Source organism: Chromobacterium haemolyticum DSM 19808 (assembly GCF_000711885.1).
In the GTDB taxonomy this organism is placed as follows: Bacteria; Pseudomonadota; Gammaproteobacteria; order Burkholderiales; family Chromobacteriaceae; genus Chromobacterium; species Chromobacterium haemolyticum.
Map to the genome: position 1 here is coordinate 1 of NZ_JONK01000013.1, position 17,551 is coordinate 17,551.

At 60.2% G+C, this 17,551-nt stretch carries 18 protein-coding genes and 1 rRNA gene; 5 read left to right on the forward strand and 14 right to left on the reverse strand.

What is annotated here, in order from left to right:
• Nucleotides 1–87: ribosomal RNA gene (locus tag BR71_RS09275) — 16S ribosomal RNA — on the reverse strand; the annotation flags it as partial.
• Nucleotides 88–473: 386 nt separating this feature from the next.
• Here BR71_RS09275 and BR71_RS09280 point away from each other — a divergent pair.
• Nucleotides 474–1,109 carry a pyrimidine 5'-nucleotidase gene (locus BR71_RS09280; RefSeq protein ID WP_043636102.1) on the forward strand — a complete coding sequence of 212 codons (636 nt, stop codon included), beginning with the start codon at nucleotides 474–476 and terminating at the stop codon, nucleotides 1,107–1,109.
• A gap of 50 nt (nucleotides 1,110–1,159) precedes the next feature.
• Here the strand turns inward: BR71_RS09280 and BR71_RS09285 are convergent, their stop codons facing one another.
• The 6 genes from BR71_RS09285 to BR71_RS09310 form a co-directional block, all read right to left on the reverse strand.
• Nucleotides 1,160–2,224: an ABC transporter substrate-binding protein gene (locus BR71_RS09285; RefSeq protein ID WP_043636105.1), complete on the reverse strand. Its 1,065-nt coding sequence runs from the start codon at nucleotides 2,222–2,224 to the stop codon at nucleotides 1,160–1,162.
• 214 nt (nucleotides 2,225–2,438) lie between these two features.
• Nucleotides 2,439–3,233 carry an ABC transporter permease gene (locus BR71_RS09290; RefSeq protein WP_039755527.1) on the reverse strand — a complete coding sequence of 265 codons (795 nt, stop codon included), beginning with the start codon at nucleotides 3,231–3,233 and terminating at the stop codon, nucleotides 2,439–2,441.
• Nucleotides 3,226–4,119: an ABC transporter permease gene (locus tag BR71_RS09295; RefSeq protein WP_162835142.1), complete on the reverse strand. Its 894-nt coding sequence runs from the start codon at nucleotides 4,117–4,119 to the stop codon at nucleotides 3,226–3,228. Before BR71_RS09295 ends, BR71_RS09290 begins: the two co-directional genes overlap by 8 nt.
• A 6-nt stretch (nucleotides 4,120–4,125) precedes the next feature.
• On the reverse strand, nucleotides 4,126–5,211 hold the full coding sequence (locus BR71_RS09300) for an ABC transporter ATP-binding protein (RefSeq protein ID WP_043636108.1): 1,086 nt from the start codon (nucleotides 5,209–5,211) through the stop codon (nucleotides 4,126–4,128).
• A 273-nt stretch (nucleotides 5,212–5,484) separates the two neighbouring features.
• The gene (locus tag BR71_RS09305) at nucleotides 5,485–6,540 is read right to left on the reverse strand and encodes a PLP-dependent cysteine synthase family protein (RefSeq protein ID WP_043636111.1); all 1,056 of its coding nucleotides are present in this window, start codon (nucleotides 6,538–6,540) and stop codon (nucleotides 5,485–5,487) included.
• 102 nt (nucleotides 6,541–6,642) lie between these two features.
• Entirely contained in the window at nucleotides 6,643–7,260 is a 618-nt protein-coding gene (locus BR71_RS09310) for an OmpW/AlkL family protein (RefSeq protein ID WP_043636113.1), read from the reverse strand.
• 150 nt (nucleotides 7,261–7,410) lie between these two features.
• Here BR71_RS09310 and ubiD point away from each other — a divergent pair, with 150 nt between their 5' ends.
• Nucleotides 7,411–8,886, forward strand: a complete 1,476-nt coding sequence (gene ubiD, locus BR71_RS09315) for a 4-hydroxy-3-polyprenylbenzoate decarboxylase (RefSeq protein WP_043636115.1) — start codon at nucleotides 7,411–7,413, stop codon at nucleotides 8,884–8,886.
• Nucleotides 8,887–9,072: 186 nt separating this feature from the next.
• Here ubiD and BR71_RS09320 read toward each other — a convergent pair whose 3' ends face one another.
• Entirely contained in the window at nucleotides 9,073–9,393 is a 321-nt protein-coding gene (locus tag BR71_RS09320; protein ID WP_043636117.1) for a hypothetical protein, read from the reverse strand.
• Nucleotides 9,390–11,066, reverse strand: a complete 1,677-nt coding sequence (locus BR71_RS09325; protein ID WP_156038918.1) for a M30 family metallopeptidase — start codon at nucleotides 11,064–11,066, stop codon at nucleotides 9,390–9,392. Before BR71_RS09325 ends, BR71_RS09320 begins: the two co-directional genes overlap by 4 nt.
• A gap of 171 nt (nucleotides 11,067–11,237) precedes the next feature.
• On the opposite strand from BR71_RS09325, the gene BR71_RS09330 reads away from it, so the two are divergent.
• Entirely contained in the window at nucleotides 11,238–11,594 is a 357-nt protein-coding gene (locus BR71_RS09330) for a 50S ribosome-binding protein YggL (protein WP_043636121.1), read from the forward strand.
• An 82-nt stretch (nucleotides 11,595–11,676) separates the two neighbouring features.
• On the opposite strand, the gene BR71_RS09335 is transcribed toward BR71_RS09330, so the two are convergent.
• The 5 genes from BR71_RS09335 to BR71_RS09355 all read right to left on the reverse strand — a co-directional run bounded on the left by BR71_RS09335 (nucleotide 11,677) and on the right by BR71_RS09355 (nucleotide 15,658).
• Complete coding sequence (locus tag BR71_RS09335) at nucleotides 11,677–12,276, reverse strand: YdcF family protein (RefSeq protein ID WP_043636123.1); 600 nt, start codon at nucleotides 12,274–12,276, stop codon at nucleotides 11,677–11,679.
• An 85-nt stretch (nucleotides 12,277–12,361) separates the two neighbouring features.
• The gene (locus BR71_RS09340) at nucleotides 12,362–12,601 is read right to left on the reverse strand and encodes a DUF2164 domain-containing protein (protein WP_043636126.1); all 240 of its coding nucleotides are present in this window, start codon (nucleotides 12,599–12,601) and stop codon (nucleotides 12,362–12,364) included.
• A gap of 79 nt (nucleotides 12,602–12,680) precedes the next feature.
• The gene (locus tag BR71_RS09345; protein WP_043636129.1) at nucleotides 12,681–13,037 is read right to left on the reverse strand and encodes a hypothetical protein; all 357 of its coding nucleotides are present in this window, start codon (nucleotides 13,035–13,037) and stop codon (nucleotides 12,681–12,683) included.
• Nucleotides 13,038–13,189: 152 nt separating this feature from the next.
• The gene (gene aspA, locus BR71_RS09350; RefSeq protein WP_043636132.1) at nucleotides 13,190–14,593 is read right to left on the reverse strand and encodes an aspartate ammonia-lyase; all 1,404 of its coding nucleotides are present in this window, start codon (nucleotides 14,591–14,593) and stop codon (nucleotides 13,190–13,192) included.
• Nucleotides 14,594–14,749: 156 nt separating this feature from the next.
• On the reverse strand, nucleotides 14,750–15,658 hold the full coding sequence (locus BR71_RS09355) for a LysR substrate-binding domain-containing protein (RefSeq protein WP_043636136.1): 909 nt from the start codon (nucleotides 15,656–15,658) through the stop codon (nucleotides 14,750–14,752).
• 132 nt (nucleotides 15,659–15,790) lie between these two features.
• Here BR71_RS09355 and BR71_RS09360 point away from each other — a divergent pair, with 132 nt between their 5' ends.
• Entirely contained in the window at nucleotides 15,791–16,942 is a 1,152-nt protein-coding gene (locus tag BR71_RS09360) for a GGDEF domain-containing protein (RefSeq protein ID WP_043636139.1), read from the forward strand.
• A 21-nt stretch (nucleotides 16,943–16,963) separates the two neighbouring features.
• The gene (locus BR71_RS09365; RefSeq protein WP_162179207.1) at nucleotides 16,964–17,545 is read left to right on the forward strand and encodes a hypothetical protein; all 582 of its coding nucleotides are present in this window, start codon (nucleotides 16,964–16,966) and stop codon (nucleotides 17,543–17,545) included.
• The last annotated feature ends 6 nt before the right edge of the window (nucleotides 17,546–17,551 follow it).

A 17,551-nucleotide genomic window follows, 5' to 3' on the forward strand; every position in this document is an offset into this window, starting at 1 on the left:
GGTGCAAGCACCCTGTTACCGTTCGACTTGCATGTGTAAAGCATGCCGCCAGCGTTCAATCTGAGCCAGGATCAAACTCTTCAGTTCAATTCCAAGCAAATTTTCTGGCACGCAAGATCAAAGAAACATCGAGACATTTCTCGTCTTGCAGTGCAAGTGTTTGGTCATCGACCGAGCACTTACACCTATCGGTTATTCGTTCTGTTAAAGATCGGTGCGGACCGCTGCGTTTCGTTTCCGTCGCTGCGTTGTCTGCTGAGGAGGCGAACTATACGTCACACCCCTAAACCCGTCAACACCTTTTGTGAAAGTTTTTTGACAACACCCGCCCCATGTAAGCTATCTCCATGATTTATATTGAATCACCCGCGCAAACAAATTTAAGCCTGGCCACCGGCACTGATAAGGACTGTCGCTTTCGGATTGAAAAAACGATAATTCCTCCCCTCGTCCGCCCTTCTAGAAGCACGATAATGCGCAACAAAACCTGGATTTTCGACCTGGACGACACGCTGCACCACGCCAGCGGCGGCATTTTCGCCCACATCAGCCATGCGATGTCAGCCTATATGATGAAACATCTGCAGGTGGACGCCGTGGAAGCGCGCTTGTTGCGGGAGCGTTACTGGGCGCAGTACGGCGCCACCATGCACGGCCTGGTGACCCATCACAACATCGATCCGCACGACTTTCTATTGGAAACCCATAAATTGGAGGAGCTGGAGCAGTGGTTGTTCGCCGAACACAATCTGGCGGAGTCGCTGCGCGCCCTGCCCGGTCGCAAGGTGATTTTCTCCAACGGGCCGCATCACTATGTGGAAGGCATCTTGCAGCGTTTGGCGATAGAACGGCATTTCCATTCTATTTACGGCGTCGAGCAACTAGACTATGTACCCAAGCCTCACGTGAGCGCCTTCCGTAAAGTGCTGGCCAGAGAGAAACTGGATCCGCGACACTGCATCATGGTGGAGGACTCGCTGCCCAATCTGCTGACGGCGAAGAAGCTGGGCATGAAAACAATCTGGGTCAGCAAGCAGGTTCGGCGACCAGCGCATGTGGATATCCGCATCTCCTCCATTGGAGAACTGGCGCGCCGACGCTGGGACTGAAATGAAAAAAGGCCGGTTTCCCGGCCTTTCCTATATAGAGAGTGTCCCGCTTACTTCAACTTGATCTCGGACCACACCTTGTTCAGCTCGCGGCGGTCCTTGGCGTTCAGGTCTTTCAGCTGCTGCAGACGCGGCAGTTCGCTGGCGGTCGGGAAGATCGCATGCACCTTGGTCAGTTCCGGTTTGACGAACTTGCCAGCGGCGGCGTTGGGATTGCCCGAGCCCATCTCGTTGGTCAGACCGGAAGCGTTCTTGCCGTCCAGCATGAAGTTGATGAACTTGTAGGCCAGGTCCTTGCGCGGCGCATCCTTCAATACCACGAAGTTGTCCAGCGACAGGGTGTTGCCTTCTTTCTGCAAACCAAAATTGACGCCAAACTTGCGGCCGGCCTTCTTGGCGTCCTGCTGTGCCTGGTACATATCGTTGGAATAGCCCAGCGCAACATAAATGTTGCCCACGGTCAGCTCCTTGATATAGCTCTGGTTGTTGAAAGCCGCCCAGTAAGGCTTGGCTTTCAGAATCACGTCGCGCGCGGCTTTCCAGTCCGCCGGATTGGTGGAGTTGGCCGGCTTGCCCAGATACATCAAGGCGGCGGACACCAATTCGCGCTGAGAATCCAGCACCGTGATCTTGCCCTTGAGCTTGGCCAATACGGCTGGATCGAAGATCAAGGCCCAGCTATTGGCCTTATCCAGCAAGCCCAGCTCTTTCAGCTTGGTTTCGTTGTAGCCCAGCAGCGTGGTGGTGAAGGCGTAAGGTACGGAATACTGGTTGCCCTTGTCGAAGAAGCTGTTCAGATAGCCTGCGTTCAGGTTCTTGAAATTGGGCAGCTGCTTTTTATCCAGCGGCTGAGCCTTACCCTGCTTGATCAGCGCTTCCACCGCGAAGCCGGTAGGCACCACGATGTCGTAGCCCTTGGCGCCGGCGGCCAGCTTGGCCAGCATTTCTTCGTTATCGCCGTAGAAGTCCTGCACCAGCTTGCACTTGCAGTAGGCTTCGAAGCTCTTGGCGGTGCTTTCCGACAGGTAGTTGTTCCAGTTGTAGAGGTGCAGTTCTTCCGCTGCGTACGCCTGAGCAGATACGGCCAGGGCAAGCGTCACGAGGACTTTTTTCATTGCGTTTTTCCTTCTATTCGCACAAGTGCGTTGCGACTACATGAAAAACCGGCCGGCTCCCTTGTGCCCGGCCGGGGCCCTACTACTTAGACCCGCCAACAAAACCCCTGGTCCAGCGTTGCGCCGACTTGTCGTACGACGGGTACTGCCTGCGTCGGCACGCCTTGGCTCAGGTATGCTGCGCGGTTTTGTTTGCGGCTCTTAAAACAGGCTTTTAGCCATTGGCCCGCAATGCGCTGGGCGACACGCGCGAAGCAATGACGATCAGCACCAAGGTCAACAACATCAGCAAACTGGAAACCGCGTTCACCTCCGGCGTCACCGCGATCTTGATCATCGAGTAGATCTCCAACGGCAGCATGCTGGCGCCGGCGCCGGCGGTGAAGAAGGTGATCACGAAGTCGTCAATGGACAGGGTGAAGGCCATCAACGCGCCGGCAATGATGCCAGGCTTGATCACCGGCAGAGTGATCAGTCGGAAGGCCTGGAACGGCGTCGCGCCCAGATCTCGCGCCGCTTCCACCAAGCTGTCGTCCATGCCTTGCATCCGCGCCCGCACCACGATGGCGACAAAGCCGATGCAGAAGGCCACATGGGACAGCAGGATGGTGATCATACCCAGTTCCAGAATGCCGATGAGCTGATTGACGATGACGAAGAAGATCACCAGCGACACCCCCATCAGCAGTTCCGGGATGGCAATGGGCGTCAGCACCAGGAAGGGCAGCAGGCGCAGCTTGTAACGATGCATGGCGATACCGGCCAGCGTGCCCAGCACGGTGGAGCACGCGCTGGCGATGATGCCGATGATCAGCGAGTTGGCCGCCGCGCTCAGCATCTTCTCGTTGTGGAACAGCTTGTCGTACCACTTGAGAGTGAAGCCCACCCATTCCGCGTTGAGCCTGGAGTCGTTGAACGAGTACAGCACCACGATGACCAACGGCAGGTAGAGGAAGAGATAGGTCAGCAGCGCCGACGCCCACAACCAACGGGATTGTTTCTTAGCCACGTTTTTTACCTCCTCTGCCCACCATCGCGCCCAAGGCCGCGATCAGCAGCACGCCGCCCGTCAACATGATGGACAGCACCGAGCCGAACGGCCAATCACGAGTGTCCAGGATCTGCTGCTTGATCAGGTTGCCGATCATGATGGAATCGGTGCCGCCCAAGATGTCAGGGATGGCGAACATGCCTAGCGCGGGAATGAACACCAGCGCGGAGCCCGCGAACACACCGGGCAGCGACAGCGGCCATGTAACTCGCCAGAAGCGTTGCCAGGCGTTGGCGCCCAAATCCTGCGCCGCGTCCAACAAGGCCATGTCATGCTTTTCCAGATTGGCGTACAACGGTAACACCATGAAGGGCAGGTGCACGTAGACCAGGCCGACGATGACGGCGAACGGGGTGAACAGCAGGCGCACCGGCTCGAAGCCCAGCGACGTCACCGCCACATTGAGCATCTTGGTGAACGCCGACTGCGGCCCCAGGATAATCATCCAGGCGTAGATGCGGATCAGGAAGTTGGACCAAAACGGCAGGATCACCAGCAACAGCATCAAGTCGCGGTATTTCTTGCCGGAACGGGCGATCAGCCAGGCCAGCGGGTAGGCCATCAGCAGGCAGACCACCGTGGTGATCCCCGCGTAGCCGGCGGATTTGATGAACAGCTCGATATAGAGCGGTTCATCCACTAGCCGGTAGAAGTTGTCCAGGGTCAGATCCCAGACCAGCTTGCCTTCCTCAAGGTAATACATCGGCGCGAGACCGCCGTAATCGCCCGGATTGCGGAAAGCCGCCACCACCATGATTAGCGACGGCACCAGGAAAAACAGGATCAGGTAGACCAGCGGCGGCCACGACAGCGCCCACTTGCCGAATCGATCTCGAATCGCCATGCGCGTTTACTCCGTCAGGAAGCTGCCGGCGTCGAAGCGCCAGGCCAGTTCCACGATGTCGTTGTCGTCAAAGAATTTGGCGACGCCCGGGATGCTGTTGGGCAGCATCGCTTCCACCATCACGCCTTCGCCCACTTCCACCACGTAGAGCGTGACGTCGCCCAGGTACAGGCAGTCGTGGACGCGGCCCTTGAAATAAGCCTCGTCGTTGTGAGCGGGCAGACTTTTGTCCAGTTTGACCTTCTCCGGCCGCAACGCCAGCCAGCCGGTCTGCCCTTCGCGCACGTCCGGCACGGTCAGACAGCGCACTTCGCCGCAGCCTTTCAGGTCTACCAGCATCGTGTCGCCATCCACGCTCTTGACCTTGCCCTCCAGCACATTGCACTGGCCGAGGAAGTCCGCGACGAAGCGGTTCTTGGGCTTGCTGTAAATGGTTTCCGGCGCGTCCAATTGCTCCACCTGACCATGGCTCATCACCGCGATGCGATGGCTGAGCGCCAGCGCTTCGCCCTGGTCGTGGGTGACGTAAACGAAGGTGATGCCCACTTCTTTTTGCAGATTGATCAGTTCCAGCTGCATTTCTTCGCGCAGCTTGGCGTCCAGCGCGGACAAGGGCTCGTCCAACAGCAGCAGCCGCGGGCGGTCCACCAGCGCTCGGGCGATGGCCACGCGCTGACGCTGGCCGCCGGACATCTCATGCGGGTAGCGGTCGCCGAACTGGGTCAGACGCACGTCTTCCAGCAACTCATCCACCTGGGCGGCGATCTTGTCTTTGTCCCACTTGGCCATTTTGAGCGGGAAAGCGATGTTCTCGCGCACTGTCATATGCGGGAACAAGGCATAGCTTTGAAACACGGTATGCACCGGACGTTTTTCCGGCTGCACCTGCGACATGTCTTGACCGTCCAGCAGAATCTGGCCGGAATCCGGCTGCTCGAAACCGGCCAACATGCGCAGCAAGGTGGTCTTGCCGCAACCGGAGGGCCCGAGCAGGGTGAAGAACTCGCCAGCTTCTACCGACAAGCTGACATTGTTGACCGCCGTGTAGTCGCCGAAGCGCTTGACGACATTTTTGATTTCAAGGAGAGCCATTATCTTCCCCGCCCAAGAAAAAGGGCGCCAGTTTAACAAAAAAGATAAAGCTGAGGCCGTTGAAATCCCTTGAAAATTCAAGACCTCAGCGCATTTTTTCCATTGTGCGTGCCAAGCGTTCGAACCGGGGCGGTAAGTTGCTATTTTCTCAGCAGAAAACCACGCGCGGTCCGCTGATTTTCGATGCGGCGCAACATGGTTCCAATTCAAATAATTGATGCTTTTTGACAACAACGGTCGGCATCTCGCCGTCTACGAGCCGCCAAACGACGCTTACCACTGCCCTTCATTAAAGAAACGGCGATAGCGCTCCACCCAGCTCGAGATGTCGAAACCGTTGGCCTTCAGCCAGTCGTGGTCGTAGTAGCTGCCCAGGTAGCGGTTGCCGTCATCGCAGATCAGCGTGACGATGGAGCCGCTGCGGCCCTGACTGCGCATCTGCCCCACCAGTTCGCAAACGCCGTAAAAATTAGTGCCGGTGGAACCGCCGCAACGACGACCCAGCACTTCTTCCAGAAAGTGGATGGCGGCGTAGCTGGCAACATTGGGCACCCGGATCACACTGTCGATGACTGTTGGAATGAAAGAGGGTTCCACCCGAGGCCGACCAATGCCTTCCACCCCGGAGCCGCCCTCGCAGCGGCAATCCATGCTGCTGGTATGGAAACTGTCGTAGAACACCGAGTTTTCCGGGTCCACCACGCAAACCTTGGTCGGCAACTTCTGGTAGCGCACGTAGCGGCCAAAAGTGGCCGAAGTGCCGCCGGTTCCGGCGCCGCAGACGATCCAGTCCGGCACCGGATTGGGTTCGTACGCCATTTGGGTGAAAATGGTGTCGGCGATATTATTGTTGCCGCGCCAGTCTGTGGCGCGCTCGGCATAGGTGAACTGGTCCATGTAATGACCATTCAGCTCCTGCGCCAGACGCTTGGATTCGTCGTAAATGGTGGCCGGATCGTCCACCAAGTGGCTGCGCCCGCCATAGAATTCGATGGCGCGAATTTTTTCCTGCGAGGTGCTCTTGGGCATCACCGCGATGAAGGGCAAGCCCAACAAGCGGGAAAAATAGGCCTCGGACACAGCGGTGCTACCGCTGGATGCCTCGATGATGGTGCTGCCTTCGCGTATCCAGCCATTGCACAAGCCGTACAGAAACAAGGAGCGCGCCAGCCTGTGCTTGAGGCTGCCGGTGGGGTGAGTGGATTCGTCCTTGAAATAGAGCTGTATCTCCGGCGCGCCGGGGATGGGCAACGGAATCAGATGCGTGTCGCTGGAGCGATTGAAATCGGCCTCGATCTTGCGCACTGCCTGGGCAACCCAATCAGTCATCTTGCTTCTCCAGTGTCGGAAAGTTCTCAATCGGCCATTCTAACGCGACAAGCAAGAAAAAACGCCCCGTAGGGCGTTTTGGGCTCGTATATGGTTTTACGATCAGAACTTGGTGCCGAAGCCGATGCCGAATACCCACGGGTTGATTTTCAGTTCGCCCAGTTTGGCGCCGCCCAGTTGATCGGCGGTCACGTCTGTCTTGATCCAGATTTTCTTAACGTCCAGGTTGACGAACCAATTCTTGTTGATCGCGTAGTCGGCGCCAAGTTGCAGCGCCGGGCCCCAGCTGTTTTTCTTCACGCTCAGATCCGTCACGCCAGCCACTTTCAGGCCATCATTATAGAAGCGGGTGTAGTTGATGCCGGCGCCCACATACGGACGGAAGGTGGCGTCCGGCGCGAAATGGTATTGCAGGGTCAGGGTCGGCGGCAGCACCGATACTTTGCCGACGGAACCGAAAGCGTTAGTGGTGATTTCGTGGCGAGTGGTGCCCAGAATCAGCTCGGCGCCGATATTGTTGGTGATCATGTAGGTGAAGTCGACTTCCGGCGCCCAAGAGTCTTTGGCATCGACATTCAAGCCCGCCACCGCGCCAGAGTTACTCCAACTGGCGTCCGGGTTAACATTGATCACGCGGAAGCGCGCCAGAATGTCGCCTTGGGCGGCAAAGGCGCTAGCGGAAACCAGGCCGATCATTGCGGCGAGAGCGAGCTTTTTCATATTGGGTTCTCCTGTCATGTTTGGTCGAATGCAGGCCTGGCGCTTGCCGCCATCGTTGACTTTGACTGCGGGCAGCAGTAGCGTTCGGCGTCCGGTGGCAGATTATCCAAGCACCTAATATCAAACTTTGCGCCAGATCATGAGATGGTCATGAAATATGCAGATTTACGGGAGTTTGTCTCCCAATTGGAACAACAAGGCCTGCTGAAACGAATTGCGGCCCCGGTCTCCCCGCACCTGGAGATGACCGAGATCGGCGACAGGGTACTGAAAGCCGGCGGCCCGGCGCTGCTGTTCGAACAGCCAGTCAAGGACGGCAAGCGTTTCGATTACCCGGTGCTGGCCAATTTGTTCGGCACGCCCGAACGGGTGGCGCTAGGCATGGGCGCCGCAGACGTAATGCAACTGCGCGAGATCGGCAAGACCCTGGCCTACCTCAAAGAGCCGGAGCCGCCCAAGGGGCTGAAAGACGCCTGGGACAAGCTGCCCTTGCTGAAGCAACTGCTGTCGATGGCGCCGAAGGAAGTCGGCAAAGCGCCATGCCAGCAAATCGTCTGGGAAGGCGAGGAGGTGGATCTGCAGCGCTTGCCGATCCAGCACTGCTGGCCCGGAGACGTGGCCCCGCTGATCACCTGGGGCCTGACCGTGACCCGCGGGCCCAACAAGAAACGCCAGAACCTGGGCATCTATCGTCAGCAGTTAATCGGCCGGAACCGCGTCATCATGCGCTGGCTGGCCCACCGTGGCGGCGCGCTGGATTACCGCGAGTTCCGCCAGCAATTCCCGGATCGTCCCTATCCGGTGGCGGTAGTGCTGGGTTGCGATCCGGCGACGATACTGGGCGCGGTGACGCCGGTGCCGGACACCCTCTCCGAATACCAGTTCGCCGGACTGCTGCGCGGCAGCCGCACCGAGTTGGTGAAATGCCTAGGTTCGGACCTTCAAGTGCCGGCGCGCGCCGAAATCGTGCTGGAAGGGCATATCCACCCGAACGACACCGCGATGGAGGGCCCTTACGGCGACCACACCGGCTATTACAACGAGCAGGACCGCTTCCCGGTGCTGACCGTGGACCGCGTCACCCTGCGCGAAAACGCGATCTATCACAGCACCTACACCGGCAAGCCGCCGGACGAGCCAGCGGTGCTGGGCGTGGCGCTGAACGAGGTGTTCGTGCCCATCCTGCAAAAGCAGTTTCCGGAGATCGTCGATTTCTACCTGCCGCCGGAAGGCTGCAGCTACCGGATGGCGGTGGTCAGCATCAAAAAGCAATACCCCGGCCACGCCAAGCGGGTGATGATGGGCTGCTGGAGCTTCCTGCGCCAGTTCATGTACACCAAGTTCATCGTGGTGGTGGACGACGACGTCAATACCCGGGACTGGAAGGAAGTGATCTGGGCGATCACCACCCGCATGGACCCGGTGCGCGACACCACCTTGATCGAGCACACGCCGATCGACTACCTGGACTTCGCCAGCCCGGTGTCCGGCCTGGGCGGCAAGATGGGCCTGGACGCCACCAACAAGATGCCCGGCGAAACCAGCCGAGAATGGGGCGTGCCCATCGTGATGGACGAGGCGGTCAAACAACGCGTTGACGGGATGTGGCGGGATTTGGGCATTTAACGCCAGCGACAAAAGAAACGGCCCCAAGATCCATTGGGGCCGTTTGTCTACTCAGAGCCTGTTCATAATCTCGCGAGGGAAGGCGAAAACAGCTGAGAATGCAGAGTGTACACAGGGTACATGAGCATTTCGAAGACGTCCTCGCCGAGTCTGTCTCACGACGCGCAGTAGACCGTGAACAGATTTTCAGTGCTTGGGCTGCGTTTCTATCTGGCCCAGCACCACCGCCCTGCCTTGCAAGGGCGAATCCACCCAGCGCAGCACCCGGAAACGAACCGGCTCGCCGGCATGGCCTGCGAGTTCGTCGAGCTGAGACAGGCTGACCGCTCCCGGCTCACTTGAGCGCAGAATGACAAACTGCTTGCCGCCAGCCTGCTGAATCGCCAACTTGGTAAACGGTGCATTGCCCACGCTGACCAACCACCCGCTGTCCCAGGGGCGCTGGCCCATACCCATCATGGCTAGCGCTCCCAGCAACAAGGCGGCTCGCGTCCAGGCTCCGCTCATGGCTTGATCAGCGACAAACGGGCATTGGCCGGCAACCACACGTTCAACCCACTGCCGACCACGCTCATATCCAGGGCATAAGTCTCCGACGCGCTATTTTTGCTCCAACCTACCTCGTCCTGGGCAATATTCACCTGTGGCAAACGTATGGTCTTACCCGATGCCAACTGCAGCTGTGCGGCCGGGAAACCAAAACCCTTGGGCCATGGCGAATTGCCTGCCAGGGCCAGACTGGAAGACAACCGCTGCATCAGACTGCCGTAGTTGCCGCCTCCCACAGCCGCCAAACCGTCGTTCAATGCCCTCTCTCCGGTGTTCGGTCCAGTCACCCACGGCTTCATCACCCCCGCGCCGTACTGATGCAGCATCAACATGCCCGCAGCCAAGGCCTTGGGATAGCAGCTGAAACGGGACGACCAAGCCTTCATATCGCATGCCGGCTGAGACAGGAAACGGCTGAAGTCGCCGCCGCTGCGCAAGTCCGGATGCGCGTCGGAGCTATCGCCGCGACCGCCGCCATAAGTATCGGCGGACACCAGGTAACCCATGGTCTGAGCGGCCAGCTCATCTTCCCAGGTGCTGGAAACAGGGGTGCCCAGGCTGCGCCGATACAGCTTGTTGTAAGAGTAGAGAATATGCTGATACTCATGCGCCAGCGTGGATAACGCCAGGCTCGCGCCGGCCGACTGCGCGGTCCAGGCGCTGGCATTGGCGTCCTTCGCCACCAGCGTGTCTACATTGATGAAAGTCACCAAGGCTTCATTGCTGTTGGCGATGGCGCTGCAGTCCTCACCCGGCTGCTGGCATACCGCGCTTTGCGCCATCGACTTCAGCATCGCGTTGGCAGGGAACACATAGCCGAGCAAGCCCTTGAACGCACTGGCGGGCTGGTTGAGCTGAGCCAACACCAGGTGTACATCCTTGCTTGCGCTGTCGATCACGCCATTACGCCAATCGGCATGCACGGGGCCCCACGGCTCGCTGATAACCGCTGACTCGATGGGATGCACGCTGTTGGCAAAACGCTCGGCCAGGAAATTGGCCTGCTCGGAAGAGACGGGAGCCACGCCATCCTGTGCCCAGACATAGACCATGCCGCCGTTGGGCAAGGCCTGGCTGGCCTTCAGCCTGCTGGACAGCTGCGACTGGGAAATGGTATCGAACCACTGCCGCGTGTCATCCAGTGCGTAAGCTCGCGCCGCAGCGATGCGCGCCTGAACTCGCGCGTGGGCGGGAACCTGTTTGGCCAGCCCGGCCCAAAATTTCGTTTTGCCGTAAAACGCATCGAGTTCCTGCTGCAACTTGCGTTCGGATTCGGAATCGGTCGCCTTGGCCCCCGCAATCCTCGGGCTATAGGCGGCATCGGCGCTGACTTGGGTAATGACCCCCTTCCAGTTGACGGTCATCGGGCCAGACAAAGTCAACATCTGCGACCGCGTCGATGCATTGTGGTATTGATAAACCGAGCCGCTCAATGATGCCCCAGCCGAGGCCGGCAGCGCGCACGTGCTGCCGTTGCAACTGATGTCGGCGACCTCCTGTGATGGGGTCACTTGCTGGTTGGACTTGGGCTGTGGCGCATCTCCGCCACCACCACCTCCTCCACCGCCGCAGGCTGACAACAATGCCGATATCACGGAAATTAATATAATTTTTTTAGATGAATGGCTCATTTCAATAACATCTCTTCATTTCAACGAAAACAAGCCAATATAATATTACACAAGCATTGTATAGCCATTTGGCAATTGTACCAGCTAGAAATTCAGCTAAGTTCGGGGTTGCGCTATCGAATTCAGCACAGCCCTTGTATCATCTGCGCGTATTCATGAAAGGAAGTTTCAATGTCCCTGCGCAACCCCAATTCCCCGCATCGCCTGAGCCGCCTGAAAACCCGTCAACGCAAGAAAATGCGCGTCGGCGAATTTCGCGAGCTAGGTTTCCATCTGATCGCCATGCTGCACGACGGCGCGGATTCCGAGGCCTTGCTGGACGCCTGGCTAGTCCAGGTGGACGACGCCGGCATCAGCTTTGGCGGCCATTTCGACGGCGCGGGCAAGCTGGAAGGCGTGGCCTTCCCGGTGGGCGAGGTCAAGATCAGCGACGCGCTGCGCCAGCAACTGCTGTCCTGGCTGCAAGCGCGCGCCGAAGTGAAATCGGTGGAAGGCGGCGAGTTGATCGATCTGTGGCACAACCACTGATCTTTCCCCGTCCAATGTAAAAAAACCGGCTTCTAGCCGGTTTTTTTATGTCGAGTCCAATGGACTGGCCATCCCGATAAAGTCAGGACAGCTTGCGGAACACTCTATAGCCGATATAGAGCCACGTTTCCCTCGCCAGAAAGCGGGACCAACTGGACAGCGTCCGGTAGCGGCTGGATTGCGTGGGCGCGGGATAGGCGGTCAGGCCGATATCGGTGGCCATCAGCACCGAGCGGCGCATATGCAGCGGATCGCTGACCAAAAGGAAGGAACGGATGCCGAACTGGCTGCTCAACTCGCGCGCGTTTTCCAGGTTTTGCCATGTGGTGCGCGACTGGTTTTCCACCAACATCGCCGTCATCGGCACTCCCTGCTTGGCGGCGAAGTCGCGGCCCACATCGGCTTCCGATGGATAACCCGGCTCCGGCGTGCCGCCGGTAAACACGATCCAGCGCACCTTGCCGGATTTATACAGTTTGACCGCGTGGTTGATGCGCTCGCGGAACACCGGCGACGGGCGCTTGCCCCAGGCCGCCGCCCCCAACACCAGCGCCGCGTCGGCTTGCGGTTCGTTTGCGCTGTCGCCGAAATCGACGATGCTCCAGGCTATGTAGCTAAAGCCCAGCACCACTAGCAAAATCGCCAGCACAAAGCCTTTCAACATCAAACGCAAGTAGAGCATGGGTACCGCAAGTGAAGGAGTGAAGGGTGGAACGCCGATTGTACTCGCAAACCGGAGGCAAGCGGCAAGGCCGCACGCGCGGCGTCTACTTCTCTAATTCCCAAATCGCCGCCTGCAAGGACTCCATCCGCGCGGAGAGCGCCAGTTGCGCGTCGTCCAACGCCTTGTTGTAAATGTCTCTGCCGATTTTGTCCGCAACGAAGTCCAGCAGAAATTGCGCGTCGAACTGCCCCAGCTCGATGCCGAACTGATCTTGCGCATACTGTTGCAATTGAGGAGCCAGCGCTTGCAGCTGAGCGGGGGTCAACATCGAATGATTGGCCATGGCGTGCCGCCCTGTGCGATTGAAAGCCGCGATTATGGCGGCTATTCGCCGATGCTGGAAGCGGTTTCCCCGCCCACGGCTAAGCGGACAGCATCCGCCCCCATTTCAGCAAGCCCTCCCGCCACTGCCGATGAGCGTTCAATTGCCAGACAAGTAGTTGGTCCCCGGCGTCGCAGCGCCAAAGGGGATAGGCCCGCATTTCGCCAAGCAAGGCCTCTGCGGCATGGCTGTCGTCAAAACACAGCGCCAGCCAATCCGCCCCCGCGCGCGTCAGTACGCGGCGCAGCTTATCCGGCCACGGCGCTCTGCCGCGCCACACCGCGGCGCCGTGAAAACAGCCTGAGCGCAGCCATTGCCGCCGAATGCGCCACTGTTCGGAGCTCAGCGCGTACAGGCCGCGCGGAAACTCCAAGCTCCACCATAGCGCAGCTTGCATATTTCGCCCTTTCGATTGTGCGGTGCACAATTTTTATACCCGCATTCCGCTCCCGCCGCAAGCGCCGCCGGCGCCGATAAAAAAACAGGCCGCGCAAGGCGGCCTGATCAAGTTGAAACGCTCACAACGATAAGTCATACAAGGGAAATCAATTACACGGTCACCCAGCGCGGCCGGGTCAGCTCTTCCGGCTTCAGCAGCAAATCCAGCTGCTCGCGGCTCAGCAGGCCTTGTTCCAGCACAATGTCTGCCACGCTGCCGCCAGTGGCGTGCGCCTGGGCCGCCACATTAGTGGCCGCGGCGTAGCCGATGATGGGGTTGAGCGCGGTCACCAGACCAATGGAGTTTTCCACGCTGGCATGCAGGCGTTCGCGATTCGCGGTAATGCCTTTGACGCAGTTATCGGTCAGCGTGGCGCAGGCGGCGGCCAGATGGCCCATGCTGCGGAACAGACTGTAGGCGATCACCGGCTCGAAAGCGTTGAGTTGCAACTGCCCGGCTTCCGCCGCCATGGTGATGGTGACATCGTTGCCTATCACCTCGTAGGCCACTTGGCTCACCACTTCCGGAATCACAGGATTCACCTTGCCCGGCATGATGGACGAACCGGCCTGCCGCGCCGGCAGGTTGATCTCGCCGAAGCCGGCGCGCGGGCCGGACGACAGCAGACGCAAGTCGTTGCAGGTCTTGGACAGTTTGACCGCGATGCGCTTGAGCACGCCGGACAGCTGCACAAAGGCGCCGCAGTCCTGAGTGGCTTCGATCAGATTAGGCGCGGTCAGCAAGGTGTGGCCGCTCAGTTCGGACAAATGCAGGCAAGCCAGACGCGCGTAATCCGGGTGCGCGGTAATGCCGGTGCCGATGGCGGTGGCGCCCAGATTGATCTCCAGCATCAGCGCGCTGGCTTCCATTAAGCGCTGCTCGTCCTCTTGCAGCATCACCGTGTAGGTCATGAACTCCTGGCCCAGCGTCATCGGCACCGCGTCCTGCAGTTGGGTGCGCCCCATCTTCAGGTAGTCCTTGAACTCGTCGGCCTTGACGGCGAAGGCCTCGCGCAACGCCGCCATCCGGGTCAGCAGCTTGTTGGCGCCCCAGAACGCCGCCAGCCGCAAGGCGGTCGGGTAAACATCGTTGGTGCTCTGGCACAGGTTGACATGCTCGTTAGGATGCAGATGCTGATACTCGCCCTTGGCGTGCCCCATCAGTTCCAAGGCTCGGTTGGCGATCACCTCATTGGCGTTCATATTGGTTGAGGTGCCTGCCCCGCCCTGGATCGCATCCACCACAAACTGCTCATGCCAGCGGCCGGCGCGGATTTCCTCGCAAGCTGCGATGATGGCCTGGGCGATGGGCGCCGGCAGCAGCCCCAGATCCCGGTTGGCCTGGGCAGCGGCCTGCTTGATGCAGGCCAAGGCGCGGATCAGGTCGCCGTAGCCGGCGATGGTCTGGCCGGTGATGGGAAAGTTTTCGACTGCGCGCAAGGTGTGCACGCCCCAGTAGACATCGGCGGGCACTTCACGATCGCCTAACAGATCATGTTCTATGCGAGTCGTCATGGATGCTTCTCCTGATACGGATGGCGCCACGCGCTCGCGTGGCTTGAAGCTGCGCACTTTATGCCATGCCGCGACGGCTGGCCAATTCGAAATGCCGATGGGGTCATGCAGGAAACGCATAACCTTGCCGGCGCCCGAACCGGCCCGCCCCCCTCCTCAACAAGCCTGGTATTGGCGCGTCAGGTAATGCCAAAACGCCTGCAAAGCCGGGCGCTGACGCTTCTGATCCACGTAAAGGCGAATTTCCATCTCCACCTGCCAGGACTCGTCGCCGGCGGCCGCCAACAAACCCTCCTGCGTCTCCCTGCGCGCTGAGCTTTCCGGCAAGAAAGCCAAGCCATGCCCTTCCAGCACCATGTGCTTGAGGCCTTCCGCCATATCGGTTTCATAGCGCAGCGCCAGCTTGGCCGGCTGTGGAGCGGACTCCAGGATCAGATCGCTCATCAGCCGGAAATAGGCGTTGCTGGCATAGCCGAGAAAGGGCAACGGCTGCTGCGCGCTGCCGGGCAGCAGATAGCGCGGCCGGCCGGCGTCTGCGATCGAGAACGGCCTCAGTCGCTCAACGCCCAGCTTTAGTCCCTGATAGCGGGCGTCGGTCAACTCCACCGGCTGCTTAGGGTGGTGGTAGCACATCAATAGGTCGCTGCCGCCCTCCACGAAAGCCAGCAGCGCGTCGTGCACATTGCTGGCCTGCAGCCTACAGGGCAAGGCGCCGTAACCGCTCTGCGCCTGAGACAGCCATTTGGGGAAGAAGGAGAAGGACAGCGTGTGCGGCACCGCGAACTCCAGCGTGCCGTCAGCCAGGGGCTGCAAACCGCGCAATAGGGCGCGGCTGGTGTTGAGCTGGGACAGCATGGCCACCGCCTGCTCGCGAAACAGCGCGCCGGCCTCGGTCAAACGCGTAGGATAAGTGGTGCGGTCGATCAGGTCGGCTCCAAGCCAGCTCTCCAGCGACTTGATCCGCCGCGAGAACGCCGGTTGGGTCAGATGGCGCAGTTCCGCCGCGCGGGTAAAGCTGCCGGTTTCCGCCAGCACCAGGAAGTCTTCAAGCCACCGGGTTTCCATCGCGCTGTTCCGCTAGGTTGATCAGGAGTTGCGATAGTAGCGCAAACGCAGCGCAAGCCGGCGACTTTGACCTGCTGCAAACCCAAAGTCATAAACCGGGGTAGAATAACGCAACTATCTGGCACCATCCGCATGCATATTACTCACTTCATCTGGCAAAAGCTGCTGGGCCTGGCGCCCGGCGAGATCCAGAGCGGCGACACGCTCTGGCTGCTGAGCCCTCGCCAGCACATGCCCTTGCTGACCCAGCGACGCGCGCTGATGCTGGTCAACCGCTGCCGGCTGTTCGCCATCCTGTTCTCCGCGCTCACCCCGGCTTGGGCGGTGATCGACTTGCTGACCCTGCCCTATCCGCTGTCGCTACAGCTGGCGGCGCTGCGCTTGCTGATCTCCGCCGCCTTCGTCGCACTGGCGGTTTGGCAGCCGATGGACGGCCGCCTGCCTGCGGCCTATCGCGGCATCTCGCTCTTGTTCGCCATCCCCACCCTGTTTTACATCGCCTCTCACTTGATGCTGCGCCGTTATCATCTGGAGGGCTTGTCCGCCGCCATCGGCGCCGGCTACGCCTTCCTCCCCTTCGTGCTGCTGGCCGGGCTGGCGATCTTTCCGCTAACGCTGCTGGAGAGCCTGGCTTTCGCCAGCCCGGCCTTGCTCGGCTTCGTGCTGACCAGCCTGCTGGATCTGAACGGCGACAACCTGCCCGGCTTCGGAGGCGAATTCTGGCTGCTGTCTCTACTGGCCGGCGTCTCCGCCATCGCCAGCGTCAGCCAGTTGGCCTTCATCATCGTGCTGGTCAACCAGGCGATACGCGACCCGCTGACCGGAGTCTTCTCGCGCCGCAGCGGCGAGGAGATGCTGGGCTTGCTGGAATTGCAGGCTCAACGCAGCCGACAGCCGCTGAGCCTGGCCTTTATCGATCTGGATCACTTCAAGGCGATCAACGACCACTACGGCCACTTGGCCGGCGATCAGGTCTTGCGCCATTTCGCCGAGCTGATGGAAGGAAAGCTGCGACGCAGCGACGTGCTGGTGCGTTGGGGCGGCGAGGAGTTCGTTCTGCTGATGCCCGGCGCACAGCTGGTCCACGCCGCCCAGGTCATCGCTCGGCTGCGCGCTCAGGGCCTGGGCGAGCGGCCTGAAGGCCTGCCGCTGAGCGCCAGCATCGGCGTGGCGGAGCTGTTTCAGGATGGCTGCGCCGACTGGCGCGCGCTGGTGGATCTGGCGGATACCCGCATGTATCGGGCAAAGCAAGCCGGCCGCAACCAGGTCGTGATCTCCGACTGACGCTTTACCCGTCGGGCGAGTTTGCTTATCGTTGACGGCATGACCGTTCTCACCGCCTCGTCCCGTCCCCGCCCTCGCGGCGTCGCCGCCGCGCTGCTGCTCAGCCTGTTGGCCCATGGCGCGCTGCTGTGGCTGGCCAAGCCCGGCGGCCGCCCGAACGCCGATGCGGTCCCGCCGCTGCGAATACAGCTGAATCCGCCAGCTCCAGCCATTGTTCCGCCCCCGGCGCGCGCCGTCGCGTCCGAGCCCCCTTCCCGAAAACCTGCTGTGGCGCCGAGGCATCCGCCGGCCGCGGCGCGGATACACGCGCCCGTCCCCGGCGAGAGTCGCAATCAAGGCAGGCTCGAGCGAAACCAACGCGAAGCTTCAGCCCCGAACCCGGGCTTGACCTTGGGAGGCCTGCGCCAGCAAGTGCGCGAACAAGCCGCCGCCGCGCCGGAAAAAATCAGCCCGCTGCAGGCCGACCCCGCCAAAACGAAATTGGCCCGCTCTATTGAGCGGGCCGAAAAACCGGACTGCAAGACCCGTTACTCCTCATTTGGCCTGCTGGCGATCCCTATCTTGGCAGTGCAAAGCGCGCGCGAGGACGGCTGCAAGTGGTAGGCCGCT

Coding starts and splice junctions, on each gene's coding strand:
- BR71_RS09280 (WP_043636102.1), top strand. CDS start 474: ATGCGCAACAAAACCTGGATTTTCGACCTGGACGACACGCTGCACCAC.
- BR71_RS09285 (WP_043636105.1), bottom strand. CDS start 2,224: ATGAAAAAAGTCCTCGTGACGCTTGCCCTGGCCGTATCTGCTCAGGCG.
- BR71_RS09295 (WP_162835142.1), bottom strand. CDS start 4,119: ATGGCGATTCGAGATCGATTCGGCAAGTGGGCGCTGTCGTGGCCGCCG.
- BR71_RS09300 (WP_043636108.1), bottom strand. CDS start 5,211: ATGGCTCTCCTTGAAATCAAAAATGTCGTCAAGCGCTTCGGCGACTAC.
- BR71_RS09305 (WP_043636111.1), bottom strand. CDS start 6,540: ATGACTGATTGGGTTGCCCAGGCAGTGCGCAAGATCGAGGCCGATTTC.
- BR71_RS09310 (WP_043636113.1), bottom strand. CDS start 7,260: ATGAAAAAGCTCGCTCTCGCCGCAATGATCGGCCTGGTTTCCGCTAGC.
- ubiD (WP_043636115.1), top strand. CDS start 7,411: ATGAAATATGCAGATTTACGGGAGTTTGTCTCCCAATTGGAACAACAA.
- BR71_RS09320 (WP_043636117.1), bottom strand. CDS start 9,393: ATGAGCGGAGCCTGGACGCGAGCCGCCTTGTTGCTGGGAGCGCTAGCC.
- BR71_RS09325 (WP_156038918.1), bottom strand. CDS start 11,066: ATGAGCCATTCATCTAAAAAAATTATATTAATTTCCGTGATATCGGCA.
- BR71_RS09330 (WP_043636121.1), top strand. CDS start 11,238: ATGTCCCTGCGCAACCCCAATTCCCCGCATCGCCTGAGCCGCCTGAAA.
- BR71_RS09335 (WP_043636123.1), bottom strand. CDS start 12,276: ATGCTCTACTTGCGTTTGATGTTGAAAGGCTTTGTGCTGGCGATTTTG.
- BR71_RS09340 (WP_043636126.1), bottom strand. CDS start 12,601: ATGGCCAATCATTCGATGTTGACCCCCGCTCAGCTGCAAGCGCTGGCT.
- BR71_RS09345 (WP_043636129.1), bottom strand. CDS start 13,037: ATGCAAGCTGCGCTATGGTGGAGCTTGGAGTTTCCGCGCGGCCTGTAC.
- aspA (WP_043636132.1), bottom strand. CDS start 14,593: ATGACGACTCGCATAGAACATGATCTGTTAGGCGATCGTGAAGTGCCC.
- BR71_RS09355 (WP_043636136.1), bottom strand. CDS start 15,658: ATGGAAACCCGGTGGCTTGAAGACTTCCTGGTGCTGGCGGAAACCGGC.
- BR71_RS09360 (WP_043636139.1), top strand. CDS start 15,791: ATGCATATTACTCACTTCATCTGGCAAAAGCTGCTGGGCCTGGCGCCC.